Annotated in this window: 25 protein-coding genes and 1 riboswitch; of the genes, 13 read left to right on the forward strand and 12 right to left on the reverse strand. The window is 40.5% G+C overall.

The genetic code is table 11. From position 1 onward, the window contains the following. Nucleotides 1-63 precede the first annotated feature (63 nt). Nucleotides 64-2,325, forward strand: coding sequence for a TonB-dependent receptor (locus ABWP91_RS00415; protein WP_353241499.1), 2,262 nt, complete (start codon nt 64-66; stop codon nt 2,323-2,325). A gap of 54 nt (nt 2,326-2,379) precedes the next feature. On the opposite strand, the gene xseA is transcribed toward ABWP91_RS00415, so the two are convergent. Then, a complete protein-coding gene (gene xseA, locus ABWP91_RS00420) occupies nt 2,380-3,756 on the reverse strand; it encodes an exodeoxyribonuclease VII large subunit (RefSeq protein ID WP_353241500.1) in 1,377 nt (458 codons plus the stop codon). Between the two features lie 171 nt (nt 3,757-3,927). On the opposite strand from xseA, the gene guaB reads away from it, so the two are divergent. Continuing rightward, the gene (guaB, locus tag ABWP91_RS00425) at nt 3,928-5,394 is read left to right on the forward strand and encodes an IMP dehydrogenase (RefSeq protein WP_219247559.1); all 1,467 of its coding nucleotides are present in this window, start codon (nt 3,928-3,930) and stop codon (nt 5,392-5,394) included. A gap of 84 nt (nt 5,395-5,478) precedes the next feature. Continuing rightward, the gene (gene guaA / locus ABWP91_RS00430; RefSeq protein ID WP_353241501.1) at nt 5,479-7,056 is read left to right on the forward strand and encodes a glutamine-hydrolyzing GMP synthase; all 1,578 of its coding nucleotides are present in this window, start codon (nt 5,479-5,481) and stop codon (nt 7,054-7,056) included. Between the two features lie 71 nt (nt 7,057-7,127). On the opposite strand, the gene ABWP91_RS00435 is transcribed toward guaA, so the two are convergent. Further along, the gene (locus ABWP91_RS00435) at nt 7,128-8,009 is read right to left on the reverse strand and encodes a LysR family transcriptional regulator (protein WP_353241502.1); all 882 of its coding nucleotides are present in this window, start codon (nt 8,007-8,009) and stop codon (nt 7,128-7,130) included. Nucleotides 8,010-8,122: 113 nt separating this feature from the next. Between ABWP91_RS00435 and ABWP91_RS00440 the strand changes: the two genes are divergently transcribed. The 3 genes from ABWP91_RS00440 (at nt 8,123) to ABWP91_RS00450 (ending at nt 11,541) form a co-directional block, all read left to right on the forward strand. Further along, nucleotides 8,123-9,106 carry an aldo/keto reductase gene (locus ABWP91_RS00440; RefSeq protein ID WP_353241503.1) on the forward strand — a complete coding sequence of 328 codons (984 nt, stop codon included), beginning with the start codon at nt 8,123-8,125 and terminating at the stop codon, nt 9,104-9,106. A 222-nt stretch (nt 9,107-9,328) separates the two neighbouring features. After that, complete coding sequence (gene alr, locus ABWP91_RS00445; RefSeq protein ID WP_502935772.1) at nt 9,329-10,585, forward strand: alanine racemase; 1,257 nt, start codon at nt 9,329-9,331, stop codon at nt 10,583-10,585. A 218-nt stretch (nt 10,586-10,803) separates the two neighbouring features. Continuing rightward, nucleotides 10,804-11,541 carry a phosphatase gene (locus ABWP91_RS00450; protein WP_353241504.1) on the forward strand — a complete coding sequence of 246 codons (738 nt, stop codon included), beginning with the start codon at nt 10,804-10,806 and terminating at the stop codon, nt 11,539-11,541. Nucleotides 11,542-11,609: 68 nt separating this feature from the next. On the opposite strand, the gene ABWP91_RS00455 is transcribed toward ABWP91_RS00450, so the two are convergent. Further along, the gene (locus ABWP91_RS00455; protein WP_353241505.1) at nt 11,610-12,080 is read right to left on the reverse strand and encodes a GNAT family N-acetyltransferase; all 471 of its coding nucleotides are present in this window, start codon (nt 12,078-12,080) and stop codon (nt 11,610-11,612) included. Nucleotides 12,081-12,481: 401 nt separating this feature from the next. Between ABWP91_RS00455 and ABWP91_RS00460 the strand changes: the two genes are divergently transcribed. Both ABWP91_RS00460 and rlmA read left to right on the forward strand, forming a co-directional pair. Then, the gene (locus ABWP91_RS00460; protein WP_353241506.1) at nt 12,482-12,682 is read left to right on the forward strand and encodes an acid-shock protein; all 201 of its coding nucleotides are present in this window, start codon (nt 12,482-12,484) and stop codon (nt 12,680-12,682) included. 106 nt (nt 12,683-12,788) lie between these two features. After that, entirely contained in the window at nt 12,789-13,613 is an 825-nt protein-coding gene (rlmA, locus tag ABWP91_RS00465; protein ID WP_353241507.1) for a 23S rRNA (guanine(745)-N(1))-methyltransferase, read from the forward strand. A gap of 42 nt (nt 13,614-13,655) precedes the next feature. On the opposite strand, the gene mntP is transcribed toward rlmA, so the two are convergent. The 8 genes from mntP to pabB form a co-directional block, all read right to left on the reverse strand. Continuing rightward, nucleotides 13,656-14,237: a manganese efflux pump MntP gene (mntP, locus tag ABWP91_RS00470; protein WP_353241508.1), complete on the reverse strand. Its 582-nt coding sequence runs from the start codon at nt 14,235-14,237 to the stop codon at nt 13,656-13,658. Next, nucleotides 14,238-14,426, reverse strand: a riboswitch (yybP-ykoY riboswitch). 151 nt (nt 14,427-14,577) lie between these two features. Then, entirely contained in the window at nt 14,578-15,036 is a 459-nt protein-coding gene (locus tag ABWP91_RS00475) for a DUF986 family protein (RefSeq protein ID WP_353241509.1), read from the reverse strand. Nucleotides 15,037-15,126: 90 nt separating this feature from the next. Then, nucleotides 15,127-15,978: a PTS mannose transporter subunit IID gene (locus ABWP91_RS00480; protein WP_353241510.1), complete on the reverse strand. Its 852-nt coding sequence runs from the start codon at nt 15,976-15,978 to the stop codon at nt 15,127-15,129. Nucleotides 15,979-15,991: 13 nt separating this feature from the next. Beyond that, nucleotides 15,992-16,792, reverse strand: coding sequence for a PTS mannose/fructose/sorbose transporter subunit IIC (locus ABWP91_RS00485; RefSeq protein WP_353241511.1), 801 nt, complete (start codon nt 16,790-16,792; stop codon nt 15,992-15,994). An 82-nt stretch (nt 16,793-16,874) separates the two neighbouring features. Beyond that, nucleotides 16,875-17,840: a PTS mannose transporter subunit IIAB gene (gene manX, locus ABWP91_RS00490; RefSeq protein WP_353241512.1), complete on the reverse strand. Its 966-nt coding sequence runs from the start codon at nt 17,838-17,840 to the stop codon at nt 16,875-16,877. A gap of 654 nt (nt 17,841-18,494) precedes the next feature. After that, complete coding sequence (locus tag ABWP91_RS00495; RefSeq protein WP_353241513.1) at nt 18,495-19,859, reverse strand: L-serine ammonia-lyase; 1,365 nt, start codon at nt 19,857-19,859, stop codon at nt 18,495-18,497. Between the two features lie 278 nt (nt 19,860-20,137). After that, on the reverse strand, nt 20,138-20,698 hold the full coding sequence (locus ABWP91_RS00500) for a CoA pyrophosphatase (RefSeq protein WP_353241514.1): 561 nt from the start codon (nt 20,696-20,698) through the stop codon (nt 20,138-20,140). Continuing rightward, on the reverse strand, nt 20,682-22,061 hold the full coding sequence (gene pabB / locus ABWP91_RS00505) for an aminodeoxychorismate synthase component 1 (protein WP_353241515.1): 1,380 nt from the start codon (nt 22,059-22,061) through the stop codon (nt 20,682-20,684). Before pabB ends, ABWP91_RS00500 begins: the two co-directional genes overlap by 17 nt. Nucleotides 22,062-22,185: 124 nt before the next feature. Between pabB and ABWP91_RS00510 the strand changes: the two genes are divergently transcribed. Together ABWP91_RS00510 and yebF are read left to right on the forward strand one after the other, a co-directional pair. Continuing rightward, nucleotides 22,186-22,371: a YoaH family protein gene (locus ABWP91_RS00510; protein ID WP_353241516.1), complete on the forward strand. Its 186-nt coding sequence runs from the start codon at nt 22,186-22,188 to the stop codon at nt 22,369-22,371. Nucleotides 22,372-22,563: 192 nt separating this feature from the next. Further along, nucleotides 22,564-22,929 (forward strand): protein YebF, encoded by a 366-nt coding sequence (gene yebF / locus ABWP91_RS00515; protein ID WP_353241517.1) that lies wholly within the window; start codon nt 22,564-22,566, stop codon nt 22,927-22,929. A gap of 76 nt (nt 22,930-23,005) precedes the next feature. On the opposite strand, the gene ABWP91_RS00520 is transcribed toward yebF, so the two are convergent. After that, nucleotides 23,006-23,236, reverse strand: a complete 231-nt coding sequence (locus tag ABWP91_RS00520) for a DNA polymerase III subunit theta (RefSeq protein WP_353241518.1) — start codon at nt 23,234-23,236, stop codon at nt 23,006-23,008. Nucleotides 23,237-23,529: 293 nt separating this feature from the next. Between ABWP91_RS00520 and ftnA the strand changes: the two genes are divergently transcribed. The 3 genes from ftnA (at nt 23,530) to copD (ending at nt 25,556) form a co-directional block, all read left to right on the forward strand. Then, nucleotides 23,530-24,033, forward strand: coding sequence for a non-heme ferritin (gene ftnA, locus ABWP91_RS00525; protein ID WP_353241519.1), 504 nt, complete (start codon nt 23,530-23,532; stop codon nt 24,031-24,033). Between the two features lie 238 nt (nt 24,034-24,271). Beyond that, nucleotides 24,272-24,658, forward strand: coding sequence for a CopC domain-containing protein YobA (yobA, locus tag ABWP91_RS00530; protein WP_353241520.1), 387 nt, complete (start codon nt 24,272-24,274; stop codon nt 24,656-24,658). 1 nt (nt 24,659) lies between these two features. Continuing rightward, on the forward strand, nt 24,660-25,556 hold the full coding sequence (copD, locus tag ABWP91_RS00535) for a copper homeostasis membrane protein CopD (RefSeq protein ID WP_353241521.1): 897 nt from the start codon (nt 24,660-24,662) through the stop codon (nt 25,554-25,556). Nucleotide 25,557: the final 1 nt, after the last annotated feature.

A 25,557-nucleotide genomic window follows, 5' to 3' on the forward strand; every position in this document is an offset into this window, starting at 1 on the left:
TTTTCTCTATTGGAATGCACTGTGGGCGCGAATTGAAATATTGCGTTTACAGGAATGGTTTAAATGAAAAATAAAATAATAATATTGAGTGCGAGTATGGTTTTTACCGGCGCTCAGGGCATTGCTTTGGCTGAAAATACACAGCAAGAAAATCAAGGCAAAGAAAAGATTGTTAAATTTAGCCAATTAAAAGTATCAGGTGCACAAAAACAAACACCGTTGGTTAAAGCACTGGAAAAACCCGGTGCTTACAGCGCTGTTGGTACGGAAAATAAGTTACAAGGTATGGATAAAATCATCCGTACTATGCCTGGAACGTACACCCAAATGGATGGTAGCCAAGGCACTATCAACGTGAACATTCGTGGCCTGAGTGGTTTTGGGCGCGTTAATATGATGGTGGATGGTGTCACACAAAGTTACTACGGTATTTCGCCTAGCCAATACACGCATGGGCAACAGCCCAATAATGATTTCGGGGCGTTAATTGACCCTAATTTTATTGTTGAAGTTGAGGTAGAAAAAGGGCAATTAAATGGCAGTAATAGTGTGAATGCTTTAGCGGGTAGCGCAAACTTTCGTACTCTCGGTATTGATGATGTGATTTTTAAAGATAATTTATATGGACTACGTAGCAAAGCAAGTTGGGGAGATAACGGACTTGGCTATAACGGTATGGTTTCCGTTGCAGGAAAAACATTATTAAATGATGGGGAAGGATATTTTGGTGGTTTAATTGCCATCAGCGGTCACAATATTCCCGGAAGTTATAAAAATGGTGCGGGATATGACAGTGATGATTTTGCAACGGATTCAACGTTCAAACAAAAGCCTCAATCACAATTAACCAAATTAAAATACAAACCCAATGATACACATGAATTAGAGTTTAGCGGCCGTTTTTTACAAAATAAATTAACTCGCCGTAAAATTGATAGTGAAGATTATTACCTTAAATATAAATATACGCCATTAAATGAACTAGTGGATATTGAGGTGCTGGCAAACCACAGTAATAGCAACCAAAAGTTTGAAGGGGATTCCCTTGGGTGGGCTTTAAGAGAGGGCGGGTCTAAAAATATTGCAGATGGCCTTAATATCTCAAATACGAGCCGGTTTTCTTATGGAGATGTCGATTTTCAATGGAAAATCGGTTCTAAATTATCGAAAACGAAATACCAAAAGACAGTAAGCTCAGTTATTGATGATGACACATTAAAATATAACCCTTTTTCCCCAGAAGGCACACTGGATTTATCCAGCGGTTATACGCAACTAGAAGCGAAATACGATATTTATACGGCGGTATTTGATTTGAATTATATGCACTACCGTTTAAAAGGTTATAAACCCGCTTGCGATGAAACTGAGAAATGTTTCCCTCAGGAAGAAGCTAATATTAACTTAAAAGAGAGCGGTTTTAACCCTGGAGTATTATTTTCTGCTGAAATCATACCTGAATTCCAGCCTTTTGTGAGTTATGCACATTCAATGAGGGCACCCAATTCACAGGAAGTTTTTTATTCACAAAATGGCGGGCAAAGTATGAACCCATTTTTAAAAGGTGAAAGAGCAAATACGTGGCAGGTTGGGTTTAACAGTTTAAAACCTGATTTATTTGTTGAAGGCGACCAATTTAATCTGAAAGCGTTGTGGTTTAATACAAAAATTAAAAATTACATTACGAGCAAGCCATATTTATTGTGTAAGCCAACAAATGCGGTTGAATTAGAATGGTGTTTGATGAACGATGATGTTTGGGACAACGAATTTCCGAATATTACTCAAAAAAGCTATATCTATTCGAATGAAATAAAAGACGTTAATTTGCGTGGTTATGAACTGCAAGCAAACTATGATGCAGGTGTATTCTATTCAATGCTTTCTTATACAAAAGAGACTGGAGATCAGCCTACTTCCATTGCGAAAATCGCAGATTTTAGTGCGGGAGATTTTACGGAACTACCTGATTATTATCTAACTTTAGATTCAGGTGTCCGTTTATTGGATGAAAAGTTAACATTGGGAACGACGGTTACATGGACTGGGCCATCCAAACGTATTGGTGTTGAATCTATTGTAGATAATGAAGGGAATGCTTTAAAAGATAAATATGAAAAGCAGCCAACCGTGATTGATTTATACACCGATTATGAAATCAACAAGAACGTCAAATTGATGATGACAATAAATAACGTAACAAATAAAAATTATTCTGATGCACTAAACCGTTCAAATTCGACAGCAATTATGGAGGAACGTGGTAAACACAATGCGACGGCAAGAGGGCGTACTTATATGTTGGGTGGGCAAATTCGTTTCTAATTAGGGTTAAAATATGGGTTTCATTAAATTAAAAAGATGAAACCCATAAAACAGTTAATTTGTTTTTCTTGTGGCGCGCCTTGCTTTTACTTTTTCAATATGGGTAATTTCACTTTCTACCCAACCATCATTTAAGCGCGTTCGCAGTTGTTGCCCCAGTTTAACTTGAGTCGTTTTTTTCAAAACGGCGCCATCAGGTGCCTCGCTGATGCTAAAGCCACGCGCAAGTGTTGCTAATGGGCTAACAGCTTCCATTTTTGAACACGCCACTGCAAAACGTTGCTTATAATTATTTACTAACTGCGTCATCATATTTTGTAGATGATATTGTGTTTGTTGCAGATGGCGTTGTTGTTTTTGCAATTGCGGTCGTAAATCATTTTGTTGCAGGCGACGGTTGGCTCTATCAAATTTAACTGAGGCAGTTTGCAATTGACGAGTCATAGACTGAGCAAGCTTTTGTTGCAATAAATTCAGCTGGTTATGTTGCCTTGCTAAACGTAATTGCGGGTGTTGCTGTTGTAAACGGTGGTGGAGCTTAGCAAAGCGTTGCTGTTGCCCAGCAATGTAATAATCCATCGCCATTTCAAGGTGTTGCTGTGCCGATTTTATTTGGCGTAGCATTTCTTGTTGGTTGCGGCTGACTAGTTCTGCGGCAGCGGATGGGGTTGGTGCTCTCACATCAGCCACATAATCGGCAATGGTGACGTCAGTTTCATGCCCCACGGCACTGATGATCGGCAATTGGCTTGAAAATATCGCTCTTGCGACGATTTCCTCATTAAACGCCCATAAGTCTTCTAATGAGCCACCACCACGGCCAACAATCAATACATCACATTCACGACGTAAATTCGCTAATTCAATCATACGTGCGATTTGTGCAGGGGCGAGATCTCCTTGAACTGCAGTGGGGTAGATAACAATTGGCAGTGAAGGGTCACGGCGGCGAAGAATATTTAAAATATCGTGTAAAGCCGCGCCCGTTGCTGAGGTAATAATTCCCACGCATTTTGCTGGGGTGGGTAACGGTTTTTTATGCAGTGTATCGAACAAACCTTGCGCACTTAGCGCTTGTTTTAGCAATTCGAAGCGTTGCTGTAATAACCCTTCGCCCGCGGGCTGCATACTTTCGATGATTAACTGGTAGTCACCACGGGGTTCATACAATGTGACGGTGGCGCGCACTAAAACCTGTTGCCCATTTTGAGGACGGAAGGTCACTCTTGCATTTTGTCCACGGAACATCGCCGCACGAACCTGCGCACGGTCATCTTTCAGCGTCAGATACCAATGGCCTGAACTTGGCTGAGAAAAATTGGAAATTTCTGCGGTTAGCCATATCCGCCCCATTTGCTGATCAAGAAGTTCGCGAACGGCAAGGTTAAGCTTACTAACAGAAAAAATTGCACTATTTTGTGAAGTCGACATGTGAGCCAGATCAAATTTTAAAACAAGGACTTAATCGCTAAATACTAACCTAGCTATCGGAGTTATCAAGTAATTTTTCAAAAAAAGGCTGGAAGCAACCGATTACGGTGTGTATAATGCCGCGGCAATATTTTATACCTTTCCATAACGCTGCCTGGTGGGATATTGCCTATGTTACGCATTAAAAAAGAAGCACTAACTTTCGACGATGTATTACTCGTTCCTGCACACTCAACTGTATTACCAAATACGGCTGATCTCTCTACTCAACTGACTGCAAACATCCGCCTGAACATTCCAATGCTTTCTGCAGCAATGGACACCGTCACCGAATCTGACCTTGCAATCGCCTTGGCTCAAGAAGGTGGGATTGGCTTTATCCACAAAAACATGTCTATCGAGCGCCAAGCGGAAGAAGTTCGCCGCGTGAAAAAGCATGAAAGTGGTGTTGTTACTGACCCTGTTACTGTTACCCCAGATACCACTATCCGCGAAGTGCAAGAAATGGCTGAGCGTAATGGTTTCGCAGGTTACCCAGTCGTGGCGAAAGACAATTCATTAGTCGGTATCATTACCGGCCGTGATGTGCGTTTCGTAACAGATTTAGATCAACCTGTTACTGCGGTTATGACGCCAAAAGAGCGTTTAGTGACGGTCAAAGAAGGCGAAGCACGCGAAATCGTATTACAAAAAATGCATGAAAAACGTGTAGAAAAAGCCTTAGTTATCGACGATAACTTCCACCTATTAGGAATGATCACCGTTAAAGACTTCCAAAAAGCGGAACGTAAACCAAACGCGTGTAAAGACGACCAAGGTCGTTTACGTGTTGGCGCTGCGGTGGGTGCTGGCGGTGGCAACGAAGAGCGTGTTGATGCGCTGGTTGCGGCAGGTGTTGACGTTTTACTGATTGACTCTTCACACGGCCATTCTGAAGGTGTATTACAACGTATTCGTGAAACTCGCCAAAAATACCCTGACTTACAAATCATTGGTGGTAACGTAGCAACAGCAGAAGGCGCAAAAGCGTTGGCCGATGCTGGCGTGAGCGCAGTGAAAGTCGGTATAGGCCCAGGTTCAATCTGTACAACTCGTATCGTAACGGGTGTGGGTGTACCTCAAATTACTGCAATTGCAGAAGCGGCGGAAGCACTTGAAGGCACGGGCATTCCGGTTATTGCCGATGGTGGTATTCGTTTCTCTGGTGACATTTCCAAAGCGATTGCAGCGGGTGCTGCGTGTGTGATGGTGGGTTCCATGTTCGCAGGGACTGAAGAGTCTCCGGGTGAAACTATTTTATTCCAAGGTCGTACTTACAAAGCATACCGTGGCATGGGCTCATTAGGGGCAATGTCTAAAGGCTCTTCAGATCGTTATTTCCAATCGGATAATGCTGCAGATAAATTAGTGCCAGAAGGTATCGAAGGCCGTGTTGCTTACAAAGGCCGCCTGAAAGAAATCATTCACCAGCAAATGGGTGGTTTACGTTCCTGTATGGGGCTGACGGGTTGTGGTACGATTGACGCTCTGAGAACAAAAGCGGAATTTGTCCGTATCAGTGGCGCAGGTATTCAAGAAAGCCACGTACACGATGTGACTATCACAAAAGAATCACCAAACTATCGTTTGGGACAATAACCGATAACTTTACAGGGTAGCGTGCTGGTGTCCTGCACGCTACCAATTTTTATTTTTGACTTGAATTTTTGGAATTCTCCTCAAATGACAACAAATATCCATAAGCATCGCATCCTTATCCTTGACTTCGGTTCGCAATATACACAGCTGATTGCCCGCCGTATCCGTGAAATTGGCGTTTATTGTGAACTCTGGGCGTGGGACGTTACAGAAGAGCAAATTCGAGAATTTAATCCAAATGGTATTATTCTTTCTGGTGGCCCAGAAAGTACGACTGAGAATGATAGCCCACGTGCGCCAGACTACGTCTTCAATGCAGGTGTGCCTGTATTAGGCATCTGCTATGGCATGCAAACTATGTCTATGCAACTTGGTGGGGCGGTTGAAGTTTCAGGTGAGCGCGAGTTTGGTTACGCTAACGTTGAAATCACTGAACAATGTGAACTGTTCCGTGATATCAAAGACTCTCTCAATGAAGCGGGTAAACCTGTTTTAGACGTGTGGATGAGCCATGGCGACAAAGTAACGGCTATTCCTGCTGACTTTAAAACCATCGCAAGCACGCCAAGCTGCCCGTATGCCATCATGGCAAACGAAGAGAAAAAATTCTACGGTGTACAATTCCACCCTGAAGTGACTCACACTCACCAAGGCCTGAATATTTTAACGCGTTTCGTTAAAGATATTTGCCAGTGTGATGCATTATGGACACCTGCGGCGATTATCGAAGACACCGTTGCACGATTAAAAGAGCAAATCGGTGATGACCACGTATTACTGGCATTGTCAGGTGGTGTTGATTCTTCCGTTACTGCATTACTGTTAAACCGTGCCATTGGCAAACGCTTAACCTGCGTTTTCGTTGACAACGGCTTATTGCGTTTAAATGAAGCTGACCAAGTAATGGAAATGTTCGAAGGTAAGTTTGACCTGAACATTATTCATGCGAAAGCCGAAGACCGTTTCTTAAACGCGCTGGCAGGGATCAGCGACCCAGAAGCGAAGCGTAAGAAAATTGGCCATGTGTTTATCGAAGTTTTCGATGAAGAATCATCTAAACTGCCAAACATCAAGTGGTTAGCGCAAGGTACTATCTACCCAGACGTCATTGAGTCAGCAGCTTCTGCAACGGGTAAAGCACACGTCATTAAATCTCACCACAATGTGGGTGGGTTACCTGATGACATGAAGCTTGGTTTAGTTGAGCCGTTAAAAGAGCTGTTCAAAGACGAAGTGCGTAAAATCGGTTTAGAGTTAGGCCTGCCTTATGAAATGTTATATCGCCACCCATTCCCGGGCCCTGGTTTAGGGGTTCGTGTATTAGGTGAAGTGAAGAAAGAGTACTGTGACTTACTGCGCCGCGCAGATGCTATCTTTATCGAAGAACTGCATAAAGCAGATTTATATCATAAAGTTAGCCAAGCATTCACTGTGTTCTTACCTGTTCGCTCTGTTGGCGTTATGGGCGATGGCCGTAAATACGACTGGGTTGTCTCATTGCGTGCAGTTGAAACCATCGACTTTATGACCGCGCACTGGGCTCACTTACCTTACGATTTCTTAGGCCGTGTTTCTAACCGTATCATCAATGAGGTTAGTGGCATATCCCGCGTAGTTTATGATATCAGCGGTAAGCCACCTGCGACTATTGAGTGGGAATAATCCCGCAATAAGAATCAGCTGGCACTGACTAGCAAAATAACGACTTAAGCCCATGTAAAAGTGGGCTTTTTTTATGGCATCAATTTTTCTTGATTATCAGAAACTAATGCAGTCAAAAAATCGGCGACAACACGTATTCTTCGTGAATGGGCGAGGTCGGAATGAATGGCTAGCCAAATTGATTGGTCGCAGCCAATATCATCCAGTAGACAAATCAAACCCATTTTTCTTGCAATAAAATGGGGTAAAACCGCAAGCCCGAGGCCAGTTTGTACAGCACTGAATTGAGCCGACATTGTGGTCATGGTTAACCGGCAACGCCTTCCTCTGAGCGCTCTTTCTAGCCACTGTGCGGAATTAAGGTGCTGTTGTGCTTCAGACCAGCCTATAAAATCATCATGTTCTAAGTTGTTAGGTCTATTTGGATTTGGTCTGCGTTGTAAATAACTTTCTGAGGCATAAAGACCGAACCCAAGAGTACCTAATTTGCGGATCCGTACATTACCACTCTCAGGTCTCACCATTCGTAGAGCGATATCGGCATCTCGTCGATGCAAATTAACGGTTGAAACACCTGTGACAATTTCGAGGGTTAGATTAGGGTTAACGTCAGTTAGCGATGGTAGAGCAGGGATAATAAGGTGGTCAGCTAAGCCTTGCGCGGTTGCTAGGCAGACATGGCCCATAACGTTTTCATTCTTTTTGTGCGCAGCATTGCTAAATGCGAAGCCTGCTTGCTCTAAAGCCTCTGCTTGTGAAATTAACGCACTTCCTTCATCCGTAAGTTTATAACCAAGCTGATCGCGGGTGAATAATCGAATGCCTAATGCTTCTTCGAGTCGTTCTAAGCGTCGTGATGTCGTTGCAATGCCCAGTTTTAATACCTTGGATGCAGCACTTAGTGTGCCTTCTCGTGCAATAGCTAAAAATATTTTGGCATCATCCCAGTTCATTTGTTTTTCTCACCATTTTCCATTTTTGGAAAATTGATTGTTAACATTGCCCATATGAATCGTCATTTTAGGAAAATATACTCAAATACGTTAAATAAACCAAGGGGCATATGATGAAAAAACGTATTTTAGGAAATGGGCTCGAAGTTTCTGCTATAGGGCTAGGTTGCATGGGAATGAGTGAGTTCTATGGACCACAAGATGACCAAGCCGCGATGGCTGTGCTACATAAGGCGGTCGAACTTGGTTGCACAATGCTAGATACAGCCGATACATATGGCAATTTTCATAACGAAGAATTGATTGGAGATTTTCTTAAACAGACGGATGTGGATATCAAGATTGCGACAAAGTGTGGCATTGTACGCCGCCCAGGGGAATATGAGCGTAGAATCGATAATAGCCCTGAATATATTCGCAGTGCTTGTGAGAGTTCATTACGTCGATTAGGTGTCGATTGTATTGATTTGTATTACATTCATCGCTTAGACCCAAAGGCATCAATAGAAACGACAATGGAAACATTGGCTAAATTAGTTGCAGAGGGGAAAATTGCACACATAGGGCTATCTGAAGTGAGCGCGGCTACGCTTAAACAGGCACATTCTGTGTTTCCCATTACCGCAGTCCAAACAGAATATTCCCTTTGGACGCGTGATGTTGAAGCTGAAATTTTGCCAGCTTGCCAAGAACTGGGTATTGGCTTTGTTCCGTATTCCCCTTTAGGGCGTGGATTTTTAACGGGGCGTTTTAATAATAAGAGTTCGTTTGAAAGTGGCGATTTTCGAAATGGATTACCACGCTTTACATCTGAGAACCTCAAAGCTAACAGCACATTATCTGATTTTATTATTCAGATGGCGGAGCAAAAATCATGTTCACCTGCACAGATTTCACTGGCGTGGTTGTTGGCTCAAGGAGATAACATTGTGCCAATACCTGGAACGAATAAAGTAAAACATCTTGAAGACAACTTTCGTGCAGCTGATATTTGTTTAAACTCAGAGGATTTACATCAAATTAAACAAGTCCTCGAGCATTTTCAACCTGCGGGATCCCGATATTCTGTTGAGGGTATGAAGGGGATTAATGCTTAAATAGGGATTAATCAGGGAATAACAGTGTTTAGGCATCTGATATTTAATGGATGCCTTTATATTATCAATACGAAATGATCTTGTAAGATAACTTGGTTTTTTATGCGGTTAAAATGAATTATTACTTGTTCAATTTTCTTAAATTGCTATCATCCAAAGAAGTTATACATTTCATGTATATTTCTATATCCCACAATCATAAAAATAATGAGTTGGGGCAACATGACAACAGTTAAGGAAAACCTTGTGGCATTTCGTTTAAAATATCTGGCATTACTTCCTCTTCTTGTTGCGGCAACCGCTTGCCAGCAGCCAACCAACACAAATAACGCTTCAATTGCAACACCAGCAGCGCAGGTACAGCCTGTTGTTGTGAATAATTCATGGATTGAAATTTCAGAAAGTGCATTGGATTTTAATATCAAAAAAGTTCAAGCGCTATTAGGGGATAAATCATCCATGTGTGCCGTTCTCAAAGGCGATGCTTATGGGCATGACTTATCGTTAGTCACGCCAGTGATGATTGCCAATAATGTGCAATGTATTGGCGTGACTAATAACCAAGAATTAAAAACGGTGAGAGACCTTGGTTTTAAAGGCCGTTTAATGCGCGTTAGAAGTGCAACTGAAAAGGAAATGGCGCAAGCGACACAGTACCAAACGGAAGAATTGATTGGTAACTTAGAAATGGCGCAGCGCTTAAATGTCATTGCGAAACAGCAAAATAAAGTCATTCCTATCCACCTTGCGTTAAATTCTGCCGGTATGTCACGTAATGGCTTAGAGGTGAGCACCCCTGCCGGCCTTAATGAAGCGAAGCTGATCTCACAGTTACCGCAGTTAAAAATTGTCGGCATTATGTCCCATTACCCAGAAGAAGATGAGGCACAAATCCGCAAAGATCTCGCTAAATTTAACAAAGAGTCTCAACAAGTATTAAATGTGACGGGTCTAAAACGTGAAGATGTCACACTACATGTTGCGAATACTTATGCAACAATTACTGTGCCTGAATCATGGTTAGATATGGTGCGTGTTGGTGGTATTTTTTACGGTGATACTGTTGCAACCAACGACTATAAACGTGTGATGACATTGAAATCAAACATTGCTTCAGTAAATCATTATCCGAAAGGCAACACCGTTGGATATGACCGTACCTTTACATTGAAACGTGACTCTATTTTAGCGAATATCCCGGTGGGTTATGCTGATGGTTATCGCCGTGTATTTAGTAATACTGGGCATGCGCTGATCAACGGCCAGAAAGTGCCTGTATTAGGAAAAACCTCAATGAATACCGTGATGGTGGATGTAACCGATTTAAAACAAGTACGTCCGGGTGATGAAGTGGTGTTCTTTGGTAAACAAGGCAATGCAGAAGTCACAGCTGAAGAAGTAGAAGATATCAGCGGTGCATTATTTACAGAAATGTCTATCCTTTGGGGCGCAACCAATAAACGCGTCTTAGTGGATTAAATTTATTTTTCACTCAACATATTTTAACCCGCATTGATGGCGGGTTTTTTTATTCTAAAAACAACTTAGGATTGTATGCAATATATTGTCATGTGTTGATAAAGTGCTGTTTAGTTGAATGACTCTCGAAACCGTCACGTTGATATGTTAGCTTGGTTGAACCTTGTCTGAGTGGATAGGCTCAGAAAGCAAATAGTAGAATAAGAAGGATGTTATTTATGTATCAAGTTGATTTACATGCCCATACCATTGCCAGCACCCATGCTTACAGTACGGTTAATGAATATTTTGCCGAGGCAGCAAGCCGTGGGGTAAAGCTATTTGCAATCACCGACCATGGCCCTGAAATGCAAGATGCACCGCATGAATGGCATTTTGGTAATATGCCTATTTTGCCTCGCATTGTCGATGGCGTTGGTTTACTGTATGGCATTGAAGCGAATATCAAAAATAAGCTAGGTGAAACAGACTGTAATGAAAAAATTGCGCGTCACTTAGACATTATTCTCGCTGGCTTTCACGAACCCGTTCTTGAACCGCAAAGCCTTGCAGATAATACCGAAGCAATGATTGCGACGATCCGCAGTGAAAAAGTTCAAATTATTACGCATCCTGGTAACCCCAAATATCCGATTGATATTAAAGCTGTTGCTCAAGCTGCGAAAGAGTGCAATGTGGCGTTAGAAATGAATAATTCATCTTTTCTACATTCAAGAGCGGGTAGTCAACAAAACTGCCTAGAGATTGCGAAAGCAGTAAAAGAAACAGGGGGCTGGGTTGCGCTAGGCTCTGACTCCCATTTTGCGGGTTATTTAGGGCGTTTTGATCGCGTAGTGGAAATGCTTGAATCGATTGATTTTCCTCAATCACAAATCTTAAATGTGACCCCACGTCGAGTATTGGATTTTCTTGGATCCCATGGACGTAAACCAATCCCTGAATTTGCTGATTTTTAGTTATCTAATAAGATAATTTGCAAATAATAGAGCCGTTATAAAAATTAACGGCTTTTGTTTTTTGTGTCTTACAATGCTATTTTCATGTGAATACACGCAAGATTAGCCTGAGCAAGTGCTGAATAATAGTTATCATGGCGAATAGGCGTGAACCCATGTTTTTGGTAAAAGCGTTCTGCATTCGGGGATGAATCTAAGGTCAGGGTACTTATTTTTCGTTTTTTCGCCTCGGCCTTTATTGCATCTAATATTAAGCCAGCAGCGCCATGCCCCATATACTCTGGTAGCGTGAATATCGCATCAATACTATTTGATTCTAAATTTAAAAAACCCGTTGATACGGCTTCATCACGTTCATTTACAGCAACAAAAAATGGGTTGTTCTCAACCATTTTTATGTAGCTTGGGGGCATTTCATCAGGCGTCCAATTGCAAATTGTTTGTGGATCATAGCTATTTTTACAGCCATGACGAATGGCTTGGTTACGAATAAACCATAACCGTTTGGCTTCTTTTGGTGAGGCTAATCTAACTTTCATTTTTTACCTACATAATGTCATGCATATCATTTTATTAAAGCCAAAAACAAAAGATGAAAGCAAGTTATAAAAGTACCAGTAAGCTAAATTTGTGCAGAAAAGCTAAAAAAAAGCGATAACAAATTAATTGATTTTAAATAGGTGATTATAATTAAAAAATTGAAATCAAAAAATAACAAGTAACTAATCCATTGTTTTTAATGAATATTTTATGATTTGATTTATAATAAAAATAAAATGAAAAAGTAAATAAATAATCAACAAACTGCAAATATATATACACAAAAATAACCTATAAAAAATTTATAAATCTTTAAAGTTGTCCTATTGCGGGGAAATATTAATTTGTGATTTATTAGTGTTGCAAGAACATCCTTGCTTTAAAATTCTAAGGTACAAAAATGAAAACGTTATTAGCAATCGCAACGGTTATGTCTATTGCTATTTCTGGTGCTGCATTAGCGAATACAACGGTAAAATCTGAGCCTGTTTCACCTATCGCACAATCGCATCAAGCTGCTAAATCATCTCACATGAAAGCAAAGGTTGAGAAAAAAGCAGCGAAAGAAAAGCATGTTGAAAAAAGTAAATCAGCGAAATAATCAGTTATAAAATTCGTTAACGTCACGGTGCCATGGGATATTTTTCATGGCGCTGCATCATTGCTAATGTGGTATACTAGTCATTATTTTGCTATCAGTGACTTATATGAATTATCAATGCCCACTTTGTTTCACACCTCTCTTACAAACTCACCATAGCTATCGCTGCGAAGCAAATCACCAATTTGATTGTGCGAAAGAAGGGTATGTTAATTTACTACCTGTGCAACATAAGCGCTCGAAAGACCCTGGCGATAGTGCTGAAATGATGCAAGCCCGCCGTCAATTCCTTGATGCAGGGCACTATCAACCCATGCGTGATCAAGTGGCTGAAAAGCTGGTTAAATTTTTACCTGCAAATCATTTATCAGTATTGGATATCGGCTGTGGTGAAGGGTATTACACTGATTACTTTTTGCAAATATTGAAAAATAAATTTGGTGACATTCAAGTTTTTGGTTTGGATGTGTCAAAGGCAGCAATTCGTTATGCGGCTAAGCGTTATAAATCAGTTAATTTCTGCGTCGGTACTAGCCACCGTTTACCTTTCTCTGAAACAAGTTTAGGGGCGATTGTGCGTATTTACGCGCCTTGTAAAGCCGAAGAATTAAGCAGAGTATTGGCCGATAACGGCATATTAATTACTGTCACTCCAGCAGCAGAGCATCTGCAAGAATTAAAAGCACTTATCTACGATGAAGTTAAGTTGCACCCCGTTAAAGGCGAGGATTTGCCTAATTTTAAATTACTGGATGAAAGCCAATTAAATTATACGATGGCACTGACGGGTCAAGAGGCTTATGAATTGTTAGCAATGACACCATTTGCGTGGCGGGCATCTGAAGAAGTGAAGCAAAATTTGCAGCAAGCGGAAGTGAAAAATTATACGGCAGATTTTTTAATTCGAATCTATCAATACCAAGCAGCGTAACCTTGGTAAAGCCCCCTAAGAGAAGTAGGGGGCAATCAATTCTTATGGGGCGTACATAAATAGTTCGAGGTGTTCAAACAAGATATTAAACCCGATACCAATTAATACCACACCACCAATAATCTCTGCTTTTTTGCCTAATAATGGTCCAACATAACGGCCTATCATCATACCAATAGTTGCCATAATCATGGTCATTAAGCCGATGGTCATTGCGGTATGAACAATATCTACTTGTAAGAAAGCGAGACCTAAGCCAATCGCCATCGCATCTAAGCTCGTTGCAATGGCTGAAAAGATCAAGCTTGTAGAGCTGTGGCTCGAAGGTTTTGAACAACATTCTTCATCTTTTGTTTTAAGGCTCTGCCAAATCATGCGAGCGCCTAAAACAAACAATAATGCAAATGCAATCCAGTGATCCCAACGAATAACATACTGGCTAGCGAGAATACCAATTCCCCAACCAATAATAGGCGTGATAGCTTCAATAAAACCAAATATAAATCCGGTACGAAGGATTTCTCTAAAACGGGGTTTATGCAGGACGGCACCTTTGCAAATTGCAACTGCAAATGCGTCCATTGATAGCGCAAGGGCTAAGACAAGGGTAGCGTAAAAACTCATAACATAACCTCGGTTGGGTGTTTCCATATACACATAAACTACCCCCAACCTAAGGTGTGTTTATGTGTCTATGGTCTTGCCAACCAGATTATGGTGTCCGCACCACGTTTGAAACCAAACGAGTATGTTGATACGGACTTTCTGGAATTAATATATTTCCAGAACAGGCTACTCCCCAATGACGTGGAAAGAAAGATACCACATTTTATTTTAAAGGCAACACTTAATTAATTGTGGATATTAAACGGTAGTGAGAATTATTATCAATTGGTTTAATAAGAAAAAAAAGGTTAATTATATTTTTAATTAACCTTAGTATTTCTATGAATATATATAATAATTATTTATGATTAATAAGAAACTCATAAATGCGTTGTAAATCATCAAGATGAGAGACTTGAATGTGGATTTTCTTTTGCTCTAACCCTATTATCAGAATACCATCCTCTGATAAATTCATTAATTTTATTCTATCGTAAGAAATAAAAGTATTGGCAAAATAAAAACCAGTTTGTTTAAAAAATAACTTAGGTGTTCTAATAAATGCCAAGTAGACTGACATAAATATAGTAATCATTAATAAGTAAGTGGTTAATAAATTACCATGTCGAACAATATTTGTATAAATAACAATGCAGATTAAGACAATAAAAATAATGGCATCAACGCGATGTTTTCGTTTTAAGTTAATTTTTAATAGCGTTTTACCTTTTAGCAAATGCTGAATAAATTCATCATAAATAGCATATACAAGCATGATCAAAATGATAATGGCGAGAATAACATCATTTAAGGTCATTGGTGCGCCCTTGGCTAAGTAAACATATGACAAAGCTTAAAATTAAAAAAGGGAGGCTGCAACCTCCCTTGATTAAATATTAGAAAAAAATTATGGCGCTAAGAATTTCAGCCAAGCACCTAAAATACCCAAACCGAAGAAGCCAATAATAATCCACAGCGCATTCACTTTACGGCGTAATAACCACATACAGCCGAATGTGAGTAGCAGAGGGACTAACCCAGGCATTAATTGGTCGAGGATCATCTGGACGGTCGTAATATCTTCAACACCCGTGGTTTGGTTTTTAATGCGCGAAACCTCGAGCGGGATATTCACATGGGTCCATTTATTGACAAGGGCCCCCATAACGAATAAACCGAGTATGGATGCTCCCTCCGTCAGTTTTTGTAGGAAACCACCGCCCATATCTTGAACGATATCAATCCCTTTCTTATATCCGTATGCAACACCATAATAACGGGTTAATAAACGGACTAAGTTAAATAAAACGAAGAACAGAACAGGGCCAAGTAAGCTACCTGTCATCGCGATACCCGCACCTAATGCTGCGAATACAGGACGAACGGTTCCCCAGAATATAGGGTCACCAACCCCCGCTAAAGGCCCCATCAGACCTACTTTGATACCGTTTATCGCAGCATCGTCAATGTCGGCACCATTTGCACGTTGTTCTTCCATCGCCATGGTCACACCCAGAATAGGGGCAGCGACATATGGGTGGGTATTAAAGAACTCTAAGTGACGTTTAATTGCTTGTTTTCTATCGTCATTGTTTTCTGGATAAAGACGACGAATAACAGGCACCATTGAAAAACAAAAACCAAGGGCTTGCATCCGTTCAAAGTTCCAAGAACCTTGGAATAAGTTGGAACGCAGGAACACTCCGCGAATATCGCTCTGTGTCAGTTTTTTCTCTGTAGACTGAGTTGTATCAACCATGTTTGCGCTCCTCCTAGTCTAATTCGTTATCAAGGTTATTGTTGCTATTGCCTTGTGTGACAACAACTTGCGATTTATTGTATTTCGGACTGAGCTGGATATACAGAACAGCCATAACCACACCGATGACACCGAGGGCAACAAGGTTAAAGTCTGTAAATGCGGCAGTGACAAAGCCTAAATAGAAGAACGGCATTAAGTAGCCAGCACGCATCATGTTAATAACCATTGCATAACCAACAACGACGATCATACCCCCCGCAATGTTCAGACCGCTGGTCACAACTTCAGGAATGGAGCTTAATAAGTGTTGAACTTCAGATGTACCGACAGAAATAGCAACAATAAGCGCAGGGATCGCAACACGCATCGCTTGTAGGACTAATGCACTGACATGAATAATGCTTAGGGACGCTAAGTTTCCACTGATTACAGCGCGGTCAGCCGCGTGCTGGAAGGCAACGGTGATAGTACGAACGATGATTGTTAATACTTGCCCCGCAGCGGCCAGTGGGATTGCCAAGGCAATACCTGCACCGATGCTTTGGCCACCTGCGATAACTAAGATAGTTGAAATGATGGAGGCTAAAGCCGCATCCGGTGCAACAGCCGCACCGATATTCATCCAACCTAACGCTATCATCTCCAGCGTACCACCGATGATGATACCTGTTTTCATGTCTCCCAGAACGATACCTATAAGCGTACAAGCAACGAGAGGGCGGTGAAACTGGAATTCATCGAGGATTGACCCCATACCGGCGATACATGCGACGATGAAAACCAGTACTATTTGAACAACGGTAAGTTCCATTGTTTAATCTCCTGTAACCAACAAGTTTTAAAATCTGTTTGAGTAATGGTTTAAAAAGTAAAATTAAAAGTTTGATAACACATTATTTTTTGAGCTTATTAATTAAGTCCATCATGAAGACTTTGCTGTCTGATGAAACTTTGCGGACTTCTAGCTCAATTTTTTTGTCGTTCAAATAATTAAAGGCATCGATATCAGCTTGGTTGATGGAAACCGCATTGGTCACCATAGTTTTACCTTCATGATATGCCATACCACCAATATTGACGGATTTAACCTCCACACCTTCCTCAACAATACGCTTCACATCAGTTGGGTTAGTAAATAACAACATTACACGCTCCCCCGCATATTTGGGGTTGTTATAGACGCGAACACATTTTGCAACGTCAACAACGTGAGCCGTAACCCCTGGAGGCGCAACTTGTTTTAACAGTGTCGAACGGACTTGGTCTTTTGCGACCTCATCACTGACGACGATAATACGTTTGACTTGGGTCTCTTTTGTCCAGCGCGTTGCAACTTGGCCGTGAATTAAACGGTCATCAACACGTGCAAGGGCAATCACCATATGTTCACCGGGACCGGCTTTTCGAGCTGGAGCTGGTGGTGTGGTGCTTGCAACAACAGGCGCAGGATGTGCTTCAACTTCTTTAAATTTGAGTGGACGAATACCGCCACGACCCGTTTCTAATGCAACAGTAATAAGCTTATCCAAAGATGGGTTATCATCGCGGCACATAAAGGTTTCAACCAACATTGGAACATTCACACCAGTGATAATGTCACAATTATTGCGTTCATTCGCAATACGGTTAGCAGCGTTAAATGGGCTACCTCCCCAAGTATCGACAAGGAATAGCAGGCCATTTTCTGTATTTAAGTTTTCCAGTTTCTGTCTGTACTTTTCAAGCAGGGTGTCTGCGTTCTCCCCAGGGATAAAATCAATAAACGAGACATTATCTTGCTCGCCGATTAACATTTCGGTGGTTCGGAGAAGCTGCTCAGCGGCGACTCCGTGGGTACCAATCATAATAGCTATACTCACTATTTTTCCCTCATTGATAGATAAAACGAAATATTATCTGTAGATAAATTGGACACTAAAGTTAGACTCCTTTTTATCAATTTCCCCTGTATCATAATATTAGCTGAATAATTACAATTTACTCATGGCGGTCACGAGTCAGCTATCTGAATTATTAGTATGAAGTACATTTGTAGCATATCATTTTGTTTTAACCTAAAAACTTGTTTCGCGTCAGAAAAATAAGAATATACCTAAAAATACTTAATAATTTGCGATTAATAACTTTTTATTTGTTATTTGTTGATATCTAATTTCTAAAATAAATTATTTTCCAGTGTAAATTATTGTTATCGGTAACAAAATGTAGGTGAAAAATTGCTTATCATTGATTTTATGATTAAAAAATAACCGATTTTGTATGATAAATACTGAGTGAAGTGAACTAACAAAATGTGTTTTTAGAATTAAATAGTATTAATTTGCGATTGTGCTGATTGGCGAAATTGAACGAAATAAGCCATGTGTAAACAAAATAGCGTGAGGAATTGATTAAATAAATTTGTTGATAATGTGAGGGGTTAGTGAATAAAAGTGAATAACATTGTATGGATGGAGAATAGAAAACGCCCTTCAGATAACTAGAAGGGCGTTCAAGGGAAGAAACAGGTTTTACTAGTCACATTGGACTTTGATTGCTAAACCGCCGCGAGAGGTCTCACGGTATTTTGCATTCATGTCTTTCCCTGTTTCATACATAGTTTCAATGACTTTATCCAATGATACACGTGGCTCACTGGTTCTGCGAATAGCCATCCGCGCTGCATTCACAGCTTTGACGGAGGCAATCGCATTACGTTCGATGCATGGCACTTGAACTTGGCCCGCAACAGGGTCACACGTGAGACCTAAGTTGTGTTCCATACCAATTTCAGCGGCGATGCACACTTGCTCAGGGCTACCACCGAGTAATTCTGCAAGGCCTGCGGCAGCCATCGAACAAGCAACACCGACTTCGCCTTGGCAACCGACTTCAGCACCTGAAATAGACGCATTCATCTTATACAGAATACCAATTGCGCCAGACGCTAAGAAATAACGTAGGTAAAGTTCAGGCGTGACAGGTTCGATGCAGTGGTTGTAATAAGCCAGTACTGCGGGAACGATCCCACATGCACCGTTAGTCGGTGCAGTAACAACCCGTCCACCTGCCGCATTTTCCTCATTCACCGCAAGGGCATACATATTAATGAGGTCAATGACATTCATTGGGTCATTCGATAGTTTACTGGATGATGTCACAATACGGTTCAGAGCAGGCGCACGGCGTGGTACACGTAATGGCCCCGGTAGTACGCCTTCAGTATTTAAGCCTCGCTCAATACATGCTTGCATGGTGTGCCAGACATCAGCAAAGTAAGCGTCGATTTCTTCTTTTGAGTGAAGATCGAGTTCATTTTTCATCATCAGGCTGGAAATCGATAAACCTGATTTTTTGCAATTTAGCAGTAATTCATCTGCTGAATTAAATGGGTAGGATACAGGCTTGCTATCGACCGCTGATTCACCAAAGTGCTCTTCATCGACGATAAAACCGCCACCGATTGAATAATAGGTTTTGGTATAAATTTCGTCATTCCCTGCAAACGCATGAATGGTCATGCCATTTTCGTGTAACTCTAGGTTATCTTGACGGAAATTCATACCATCTTCACGTGGGAAATCAACTAATTGAGTTCCATTCGCTAAAGGTAATTTTTCAGTGTCTTCTACCGTTTTTATAAAAGTTGGGATAGATTCAATGTCAACGGTGGCAGGTAAGTTACCTGCTAGGCCCATAATAATGGCGATATCAGTATGGTGCCCTTTACCAGTAAGCGATAATGACCCATAGACGTCAACAGAGATTCGAGTGACGTTAGGTAAGAGATTTTTGCTCACTAAATCATCGACAAATTCTTTACCAGCTTTCATTGGACCAACGGTATGAGAGCTTGACGGGCCAATGCCCACTTTAAACATGTCGAAAACGCTTATCACGCAGGACTCCTTAAAAAAAGTTGAAAATAGAGTGCTTTATTTTAAAAGGCGCTACTTTACTGTTATTTAGTAGTGTTAACCAGTAAGTTTAAAGTATTTTTTGAAATAAGGTAGTTGCTTAGGAATAATTGATTGTAAATAGCACAATCTGCTTGTGTTTTGCTTTAAATTTATACAGTCGAAACAATAAAATTAGGAATGATAGGGAAGCAGATAAAAGCTAGTGTAAAATTTTTGATTGAAAAGTTAGTTTTGTATGGTTGTTTATGCTGTAGTGGCTAATCTAATTGCAATGCTAATTGATGAAGAATGGAAGCCGTCAGACCCCAAACGAGATGACCGTTATACCAATAGAAAAAAATTCGATTTTCACGGCCTGAACGTTTGATATCCACATATTTATGTTGTCCCAATGACAACGCATCAAAGAGAGGAACTTCGAAAATGGAGGCAACTTCACTTGGGTTTGCTTGATATTGAATGTTAGCAGGCAGTAAGCCAACAACAGGAGTCACTTCATAGCCCCCATAACTTTGCAGCGGTGCAAGTTGCCCCAGTACCTTCACTTTCTCAGGTGGGATAGCGACTTCTTCAAAAGTTTCACGTAGTGCAGTATGAATTAATGAGCCATCTTCGGGATCTTTCGCACCCCCAGGAAAGGCCACTTGCCCTGCATGGGAACGTAATAATGGCGATCGCTGGGTCAGTAGTAGCGTTGGGTTAGGTTTATTAATAATTGGTAATAAAACCGCAGCCGATTTCCCCGTCTGGCGCTGTGCCTGACGGGTTGTCGGTAAAGTAAACTGAAAACGGTTGATAAAGTTATTCAGCTCGGTCATCCGAATTTAACGCTCCTAATAAAGGTAGAATAAGGCTCAATTTGTCGAAAGTTTCTTGGTATTCTTTATCGGCTTGGCTATCTGCCACAATACCACCGCCTGCCCAGCAATAAATCTGCTTTTTATAGGTCAATAAAGTTCGGATAGAAATGTTAGTGTCCATATTGCCACAGAAACTAATATAGCCTATTGCACCGCAATATCCATGTCGGCGATGAGGTTCTAACTCTTCAATAATTTCCATTGCACGAATTTTAGGCGCTCCTGTAATGGACCCTCCAGGGAAGCAAGCTTGCAATAAATCGGTGGCTTGGTATGGACTGTCTAATCTAGCCGTGATTGTGCTGACCAAGTGGTGAACGGCAGGGAAAGGTTCAACCACAAACAATTCTGGCACTTTAACCGTTCCCGGTTTGGCAACACGGCCGATATCATTGCGTAATAAATCGACGATCATTAAGTTTTCTGCACGGTCTTTAGGGGAGTTAGCCAGTTTGCCAGCTTGAGCCAAATCGTCTTGTTCATCTTCTAAACGTGGAAGTGTGCCTTTAATCGGACGCGTTTGGATATCGCCGTCTTGCAATAAAATAAAGCGTTCAGGGGAAATGCTAATGACGGCATTTTCCGGTAGACGTATAAAGGAAGAGAATGGGGCGCCATTCTCTTCAAGCAATGCAAGGAATGCGTTCCATTCATCACCTTTATATTTGGCTTTAAAGCGCTGCGCTAGATTGATTTGATAACAGTCACCACTGCGCAAATATTCATGAATACGCGCAATGTTTTGCTGATATTCATCCTCTGTCATATTGGATTGCCAAGGTGTATTGAGCTTAAACTTATTTTTGCGTGGTGTTTTCTGGCTTTGCAGCCAAGTTAAACGCGCCTCGGCATCTTCATGGCTAATCAATGTGACGGTTTTATCTTGGTGATCAACAATCAGTGCCCATAAGTAGATGCCGACAGCCATATCGGGAAATGTTAATTCCGTTTTCGAGATTTCTGGGATTTTTTCAATACGGCGGCCAAGGTCATAGCTCCAAATACCAAGGGCTCCACCATTAAATGGCAACGTGTTATCCAATATTTGGTTTGTATGGTGTTTATCAAGTTGCGCTTGCAGTAGGGCGAAAGGTGAGGCTTCAGAAATAATAGGTTCTTGATTCTGTTCTGTAATTGTTGTCTGTGACTGATAGGTTGTAAGTGTTGTAATAGGATCAGCAACAATAATATCAAACCGGTTATGTGAGTGTTTCGCATTGCCCGAATGCAATAGCATCGCCCAAGGCTGGTGAGCGAGAGGCGTAAAATAATCGATTGCCGCTGTTGGGCTGTAAGGTAACTGAATTTTATTAATAATCATGGTGATAAGTTTACTTTTTCGTAAGTGATTCTGGCCAGACTAACAGATACTCTTATCTTAATAACCGAAGAGATGTTAAAATCTTAATTATTGATTTTAGTCTTTTATGAATGAGGTTTAAACCATGTTATCAGGAATACCCGCACTTAATCATGAAGAACAGCAAGAAGCGGTGGAAAAAATTCACCAATTAATGGCTGACGGTATGAGTAGTGGCGAAGCAATTGCACTCGTTGCACAAGAAATTCGTGAGAAACATCAAGGCAAAGAACAAGTTCACGTACTTTTTGAAGATGAAGATGAAAATTAATAATAAGTAAACATACTATTAACATTCATACATGAATCTGATAGATTAATATTAGTTAAGTCATTCTGTTTATCAATGTCGTTAGAAAATAACTTACAGATAACGCGCAAATTTAACACCTTCTTATAGGCTTAAATAGGCAGCAAAACTAATCAAAAATCTTTACCTAACAATTAGGTATCGGAGGAGAGTATGGAAGCGAATAAAAAAATTGCTATTGCTCTAGGAACGTGTGCTCTTGTTTTTAGTTCATTCGCGTTAAGTGTTAACAAGGAAGAGGGTAAGGCTGCACCGTTTGTAAGCTGTGGTGCGCTAACTGAACCACAAATTGCGGCTCAGGTTAAAAGTGATTTTATGCATAATCGTTTACCACGCTGGGCCGAAGAAAAAGCCGCGCTCGGTAAAAAAGCCGTTGCTTGGGTTAACGATAATGAAGTCACAAAGACTGAGACAGGGTATACCGTTCCGTTAGTGGTTAGAGGTTCGAAATCTGACCTACGTTATTCTGTTTCGGTAGATTGCCAAAATAATACGGTGACCTATAACACTTCTAAATAATTGAGTAGTACTCAATTATACGCGATTATATTGATGAATTTACAATGAAAAAAGAGGGATATCCCCCTCTTTTTTCTTAACGGTTTCTGGGTTCGTAAGGTAACCGCGAAAAATTTTGTGATAACTGACGGTAATAAACTAGCCGTTCTCTAAAATATTCCCTCAAATGCTCGGGTTGTTCCCGCTCAACAGCATCAGCAAGAATGGCAATGTTATAGCGTTCTTTGAATGCGACGCCAGATGCCAATAAGTCAACGTTAATTTTATCCATTTCGTTTTTGGGTAATAAAGCAAGATTGTGGCTCATTTTAAATCTCTATCACTTAATGGGACTTAGGAATATTGTAGCGATTAAATGAGAAGAAGTCTCAATTCTTTATCGAAAAGAACGTGAAATTATAATCAAAATAATATAGTTTTATATTTAATTAATAATTTTAAAAACAGTGAAAGATAATGATATTGATTATTATTGTTTTTAACAAAAGTTATTAATAATCAGTAAATTGGATTTTTTTGTTTTCAGAATGTTTTAGGGTTTTAATTATTGTAATACTGTGCATAATAGCCTCAGGAATATTTAAACATTAAGGTAAAAATATGTTAACTACTGGTATGGTCGAAAAATTAAACGAACAATTAAATCTTGAGTTTTACTCTGCAAACCTTTATTTGCAAATGAGTGCGTGGTGTAGCGATAAAGGTTATGAAGGTGCAGCCGCTTTCTTAAAGGCCCACTCTCAAGAAGAAATGGAACATATGCAGCGTTTGTTTGATTACCTTAGCGATACAGGTGCATTGCCATTATTAGGGCAAATCGCGGCACCACCTGTTGATTTTAAATCTATTGCGGATGTTTTTAATCAAACGTATGAACACGAGCAACTGATTACGCGTGAAATTAATAAATTAGCTCACTTAGCGATGACAACACAAGATTACTCAACGTTTAACTTCCTGCAATGGTATGTTGCAGAACAGCACGAAGAAGAGAAACTATTTAAATCTGTGTTGGATAAACTGGACATGGTGGGTGAGTCTGGTAAAGCGCTATTCTTACTGGATAAAGATTTAAAAAATCTGTCATCAACAGCACACATTTAATTTTGTGTTGTGAGTTGGTCATGACTAAAATGTAATCTATCTATTTGATGTATAAAGACCTTATTAGGCTTATGGACAAAAGTGATTAATTTCAATGTTCATAAGCCTTTTTCTTTTCATTTTGTGTGAATACTCACAGGATGAGCCCTTAAATCCCGTTTTTAAGCGGCACAAACCATTTTTTTCCGTATAATGATTGGCAAACATTCTAAATTCACCTGCAAATTAAGAGGTTACTATGCCAATTACCCATATTAAATCTTCATGGCGTAAACTGAGTGCGATTGCCGTTCTATTCTTAGGGATGTCTTTCCAACAAGCTTTTGCTCATGCACATTTAAAAGATCAACTTCCTGCTGAAGGCGCTGCGGTTGAGCAAACACCTGAGTCCATCACGCTAAATTTCTCTGAAGGCATCGAAGTTAACTTTACGAAGGTATCTATCATTGGCCCTGAAAAAAATATTATCAAAACAGGGAAAGCGACATTAGACGCTAACAATGATACGAAAGTGATTGTGCCTGTTGAAGATAAACTGACGTCAGGCAAATACGATGTTAACTGGAGTGTTGTTTCAGTTGATGGTCATAAAACCAAAGGGACCTATAGCTTTACAGTGAAATAATATGTCACTTGAAGCGTTTTATACCTTAATTCGTTTTATTCATTTTATCGCTGCAATATTGATGTGTGGAATGTCAATATTTGCGGCGTTGCTCAGTTGTGGGCAATTTAGCTATTTAATTAGTCGTTATTTGAATAAAGGGATTAACTTCTGTGCTGTTGTCACCATTGTGACCTCTTTTGGCTGGATGTTAGCACAAGCGGGTTTAATGGGCGATGGCTGGGAGGACGCGACGGATTGGGATATTTGGCAGGGTGTGCTCGGAACATCATTTGGCCAAATTTGGCGCTGGGAGTTACTATTCTCGGTGATTTTATTGGTGGTTTTGTTTGTTAAATCTATCAAGATCCGCCTGCACCTTATTTTAATTCTATCTATTATTCTTCTTGGGTTACACGCACTTATCGGCCATGCTGCGATGCAAGATGGCATTGTTGGTGCGCTTCATCGCTTTAATCAATTTGTTCATCTTGTTAGCTCAGCCTATTGGTTTGGGGGCTTATGGCCATTTTTAATCTGCATTCAATTCTTGCGTAACAAACGTGAACTTGTGGCAGGAATGGATACACAAATTATTAATACGATGCAGCGGTTCTCGCGTTATGGGCACGTCGCAGTCGTTTTGGTGGTCATCACTGGTGTTATTAGTGCAATAAGCATTTTACCGCAATGGCCGATGGTGTATTCAGGCTCTGAATATCAATCTCTACTTTGGTTTAAGATTATATTGGTCATGGGGATGTTGATGTTGGCATCAATTAATCGCTATTATATCGTGCCAAGGATCAAGCAAAAAGGGCAAGTCAGTTACCTGATCATCAATAGTTGGGTTGAATTATTGCTTGGGACAATGGCGATTTTAGCGGTAGCTATTTTTGCCACTTATCAACCTGTGTAGC

The sequence above is a fragment of the Providencia sp. genome (assembly GCF_040396775.1).
GTDB lineage: Bacteria > Pseudomonadota > Gammaproteobacteria > Enterobacterales > Enterobacteriaceae > Providencia.